This window comes from Anaerolineales bacterium (assembly GCA_037382465.1).
In the GTDB taxonomy this organism is placed as follows: Bacteria; Chloroflexota; Anaerolineae; order Anaerolineales; family E44-bin32; genus WVZH01.
On sequence record JARRPX010000113.1, the window covers coordinates 1 to 5,295 of the forward strand.

A 5,295-nucleotide genomic window follows, 5' to 3' on the forward strand; every position below is an offset into this window, starting at 1 on the left:
GAAGTTGGATGAGGTTGAAAGGGAGAAAAGTCAAATCCAGGAGGCTCTCCAACAGGTTGAAGCTGAACGTCATCAGCTTGAGCTGGACCGCAGCGAGTTGCGCGATCATTTACGAGATGCCGAAGGGGACCTTAATACCCTGCAAAAACGAATGCGGGAACTCGAACATGAACACGATACCGCAGTAGTTAAGGAGCGACAGCTTCGAGATTCGTACCGCCAGGAGAGGAGTGAATGGGATAAGATAAAAGCCTCGATGGGGTGGAGGATTTTACACGTCGTGTGGCGCGTCGTATGGCGCATGCGCGCACGGTCTCAGCGTTTATTCAACGTATTCACAGCCTTCTTTCGATATTTTCGCGTTTCGATAGCCGCGATGGCCAAAGGTATATTACGGTTATTGCCAATTTGGCTGCGAGGTCATTTTCTCACTGCCCGTATGCACCAGCACGAATACATCGACCGCAGCCAGGTGGTTCTCTACACAGATGATGAAAGCCTATTCCCTGGCTATCAGCCTCGTCATCCCTTGCGCCAGGGAAAATCCCACCAGGTAGATTTTTCATTGATCGTAACGGTTTTTAACGAGGCCGACTCTGTGGAATCGTGGATCAAGACCCTGGAGTCACAATCTCGCCTGCCGGATGAAGTCGTTATCGTTGACGGGGGTTCGGTAGATGGAACTGCTGAATTCCTGCAACGTTATGCCAACACGAGCCCGTTTGATTTTCAATTATTCGTAGAAGATGGTGCCAATATCGCTCGAGGCCGAAATATCGGCATCGAGAGGGCCAAGCACGATGTCATCGTCGTTGCTGATTTCGGAAGTACCCTTTACACCCCGAGACACAGGTCGTGGCAGGCTGGTTTGAACCTGTCACGTCGACGCGTTTCGGGAACTGGTTTAAACACGAACTGGTGCCTCGGCTGCGAGATGTCGAGCCTCAACCCTTCCTTCCATCTGCACGTTCGATGGCGTTCCGTCGAGACGCCTGGCGCTTTGTCGGTGGATATCCGGAATGGCTGACACTCACGGGTGATGACACTTATTTCGCTATGGAATTAAAACGAAAATGCCGTCGTTGGGCATTCGTACCTCAAGCCGTCGTGTATTGGCATGCGCCGGAGACTCCTGGCGGCTTTTGGCGGAAACTCGTCTCTTGGAGTGAAGGTGACGGGGAGAGCAGTCTGTTTGGTGACCGCTATATGCAAAATATGGTCATTATGAGTTTGATTACATTGATTTCTATACTGGTGTGTGCTGGAATTTTGGCAGCATTCTTCCTGACGACCGCGTTACCCGTTGTGTTAGTCACTGCCTTCGTGCTGATATTGTCAGGGTATTTCTCCATCGCTCTATTATCTCGTTCTGGAGGGAAATCAAGCTTCCTTTTTGGATTCGTGGGTCAGTGGGCCCGGTCCTTTGGATTTCTCCGAGGTTGTAGACGAAGGCCACGTGTGACCCTCGGGCGGTATGCTGATATCGAGGGTGTGGTTTTCATTCTCGCTGGAATTCCAATTGACGATAGCGGCGGTGGTTCGCGAGGTGCACAAATCGCCAGGGAGTTTTTGAAGCGTAATTTCCTCGTCGTTTATATCTATAAATTTTCTAAGGCGGAATCCAAAGATCTAAAACTCAACATTTGGCATCCCAGGCTGTTGCATGTGTCAACGTTTGACATGGATTGGAGGGCTTTTCTTTGGCAATACGGAAAGCTGCTCGAGGCTCATCCCGTTCTGGCGATTGTCGAATTTCCCTTGGCGGATTTCATCCCATATCTTGATTCGATCAAGCAGTATGGAGGCAAGGTGTTCTACGATCTGATCGATGATTGGCGAACGACACTCGGTGGAAATTGGTATTCGCGAGAAACCGAAAATGTGATCTGTCAGAAAGCTGATGAATTGACAGCAACTGCACAGAATCTGGTAGAGCGTCTTCAATTGGACTGTCGTCGAAAGGTCCACCTCCTGCCAAACGCCGTCGATCTCGACCTTTTCGACTACCGCAAGAATTTTCCACGGCCACCAGATTTTCCTCTCAGTGATCCTGCAATCATCTATGTGGGAGCGTTATGGGGAGAGTGGTTTGATTGGAACTTGATAGCCGGTATCGCGGCACGCTTTCCAAGTGCGGCAATTGCAATAATCGGTGATTATCGGGGGAGTGGAATTGAATCTGCACCAAATATCAAGTTCCTCGGGTTGAAGGATCAACGAGCATTACCAGCTTATTTGGCGCATGCCGATATAGCCATAGTACCTTGGAAGATCTGTCAAATCACGGAAACGACAAGTCCATTGAAAGTTTACGAGTATCTGGCGATGCACCTGCCTGTAATTGCACCAAAAATAGCTCCACTCGACGAGATTCCTCACATATTCTGTGCGGCAAACGAATTGGAGTTTTTTGACTTAATTCGGCGATGTCAGCGGGAGAAAAACGTTGACGCTGAGCTCGATGCGTTCTTGGCACAGAATTCTTGGGAAGCACGCGTGAATTTGATATTGGATCTGATTCGAGGACAGCCAGATCAATGCTAACAACCTCTGCTACAAAATACATGTATTTTGGGCATCACAAATGTGCCAGTACGTGGATTTTGAGGATCATAACAGCCGTGTGCGAGAATATGGGATTGCGGCTTGCGAAGTACGTTGATCTGACACCGAAAGATATCGAAGAAGTAGATTTTATCGCTGACACGGGAGCAGATGTTGCTCATCTAGAAACGTTGGATTCCAGGCAAGTCTTGGGCTTTCATGTGATTCGTGATCCACGAGATATCGTCGTTAGTGCATATTTCTCACATCGGTATTCGCATCCACTTGCTCCGTGGCTTGAAGAACAGCGCCGAATCTTATCGGAAGTAAATTTTGAAGAAGGCATTCGCACATCAATCGATTTTCGTGCGAAGCAGTTCCAGGAGATGTCCAATTGGGATTATGAAAATCCAAATATCTTCGAGACGCGCTTTGAAACGATCACCAAGTCATCCTTGGACGAATTTACTGCTATATTTCGTTTCCTGGGCTTATATCCGCATCTGATTACGCAGCGCATGCTGGCGGAGATCGTCGATTACAACAATTATCGGCGCTTGTCGGAAGGAAGGGAGTATGGTGTTGAAAACGTTCACCATCATTATCGCAAGGGCATTTCTGGGGATTGGGTGAATTGCTTTTCAAAGAGGAACAAGGACTACTTCAAGCAGCGTTATGGTTCAATGTTGATCTACCTGGGGTATGAACCGGACTTGGATTGGTGAGGAAGCAAAATTCGGCTTATACTTCATTCCCAACACGTGGGCAGCTATTTGCACATTCGGATTATTCTTAGCACCAATCGACTAGCACGCAGCGATATGAATTCAATGTAGAATAAAAAAAGAACCAGTCCGCCGGGAAAAGAATTCAAAGGTTGTAGTGTCTCAGGTTGGAAGAGAACCAAGTGAGTGTAAAGCGTAAATACCTATTATTATTCGTAGTACTAATCGTGATTGCTTGTCTTGGCTTGACATCGTTTCGCGTCCAGGCATTCTTGGGAATGCGCGGCCCACTGCCGCTTCCCCAAGGTGTGCAACAGGAGAAGCTCGCCGTTTTCGACGCCCTTTTCGATCAGACTCAACAAGAAGGCCGGGTGCGTTTGATCCTCGAGTTGAACGTGTCCTTCAAACCGGAGGGGGAGTTGTTCAGCGGCTTGAGCCGACGCGTGCAGCGCTATTTGATATCCAAAGCCCAAAATCGTGTGAGTGACCGCCTCAAAGCATTCCGTGCCCGGATCGTTCGGGATTTCGAATTCGTGCCCTACATGCTCGTCGAGGTGGACGCAAACGGCCTGGCGGACCTGGCCAGCAATCCGGATGTGTTTCGTATGCAGCAGGATCGTCCGCAGCCTCCGACGCTCCAGGTCAGTGTGCCTTTGATCGGTGCGACCGCGGCGTGGGGAGAGGGATATACGGGATCCGGCCAGGCGATCGTCATCCTGGATACCGGCGTGCAGGGTTCGCACGATTTTCTCAGCGACAAGGTTGTGGCCGAGGCGTGTTTCTCCACGACGGCGGGTGGGGCAGATCCTTCGACGACTCTTTGCCCGGATGATTCCGAGGAGCAAATCGGCACGGGAGCCGGCGTTAACTGCCCGCTCGGCACGTACGGATGTGAACATGGCACGCATGTCGCCGGTATCGCTGCAGGAAACGGTGCGAGCTTCTCAGGTGTGGCTAAAGATGCGGACATTATTGCCGTACAGATCTTCTCCGAATTCAGCGATCCAACGTGTTCAACGTTCGGAATGACCAGTCCGTGCGTATTGACCTGGACATCGGATCAAATTGCGGCATTAAACTGGGTCTATTCCATCCAATCCAGCTACAACATCGCCGCCGTCAACATGAGCCTGGGGGGTGGACAATATACGAGCAATTGCGATTCGGATCCGCGCAAGGCCTCGATCGATAACTTGCGTTCGGTGGGCATCGCCACCGTCATCGCTTCGGGCAACAGCAGTTTCCGGGAGGCCATCGGGGCACCGGCGTGCATATCATCGGCGGTGAGCGTAGGCGGAACGACGGACAGCGATACGATGTACACGTACTCGAACGTGTCTTCCTTCCTTTCCCTGTTGGCGCCCGGCTCGTGGATATATTCTTCGATCCCGGACAACACATATGCCGAAATGAGCGGCACCTCGATGGCCGCGCCGCACGTCGCCGGCGCCTGGGCGCTGATCCGTTCCAAGGCACCTGGCGCCTCTGTGGACGAAATCTTGAACGCACTTCAAACGACCGGCGTGCTGATCGACGACAACCGCAGTGGCGGGGTGGTTACCGACATGCCGCGCATCCAGGTGGACTCCGCCCTGGCGTTGTTCGAGGAAGCGACCGAGACGCCGACGGCAACCGATACGAGTACAGCAACGGCCACACATACTCCCACTTCCACATCCACATCAACGGCAACACCAACTTCGACGGAAACCCCGACCAGTACGGCTACCGGCACGGCTACAGCGACATATACGAGTTCTCCCACAAGTACGAATTCGTCTACCCCGACGCCGACGGCCACAGCGACGCCTACGAATACCGCCACTCCCACGGCGATCTTCGAAGACGTACCCTACGGACATTGGGCCTTCGACTACATCAACGCCCTCTACAACGCAGGCTACGTCGCCGGATGTTCGTCCGAGCCGCTGCTGTATTGCCCGGACAACACTATGAGCCGCGCCGAAGCAGCCGTCTTCGTTGAACGCGGCATCAAGGATCTCTCTTTCTTTCCTGACGATCCAAC

4 protein-coding genes are annotated in these 5,295 nt (G+C 51.7%); all 4 read left to right on the top strand.

Going from position 1 to position 5,295, the window contains the following annotated elements; all coding sequences use genetic code 11:
* On the top strand, positions 1-1,027 hold a 1,027-nt coding region (locus P8Z34_16950), incomplete at its 5' end, for a glycosyltransferase (GenBank protein ID MEJ2552361.1).
* Entirely contained in the window at positions 919-2,544 is a 1,626-nt protein-coding gene (locus tag P8Z34_16955; protein ID MEJ2552362.1) for a glycosyltransferase, read from the top strand. The genes P8Z34_16950 and P8Z34_16955, both read left to right, overlap by 109 nt.
* 77 nt (positions 2,545-2,621) lie before the next feature.
* Positions 2,622-3,269 carry a sulfotransferase domain-containing protein gene (locus P8Z34_16960; protein ID MEJ2552363.1) on the top strand — a complete coding sequence of 216 codons (648 nt, stop codon included), beginning with the start codon at positions 2,622-2,624 and terminating at the stop codon, positions 3,267-3,269.
* Positions 3,270-3,514: 245 nt separating this feature from the next.
* Positions 3,515-5,295: S8 family serine peptidase (locus tag P8Z34_16965; GenBank protein MEJ2552364.1), on the top strand; the 1,781-nt coding region annotated here is incomplete at its 3' end.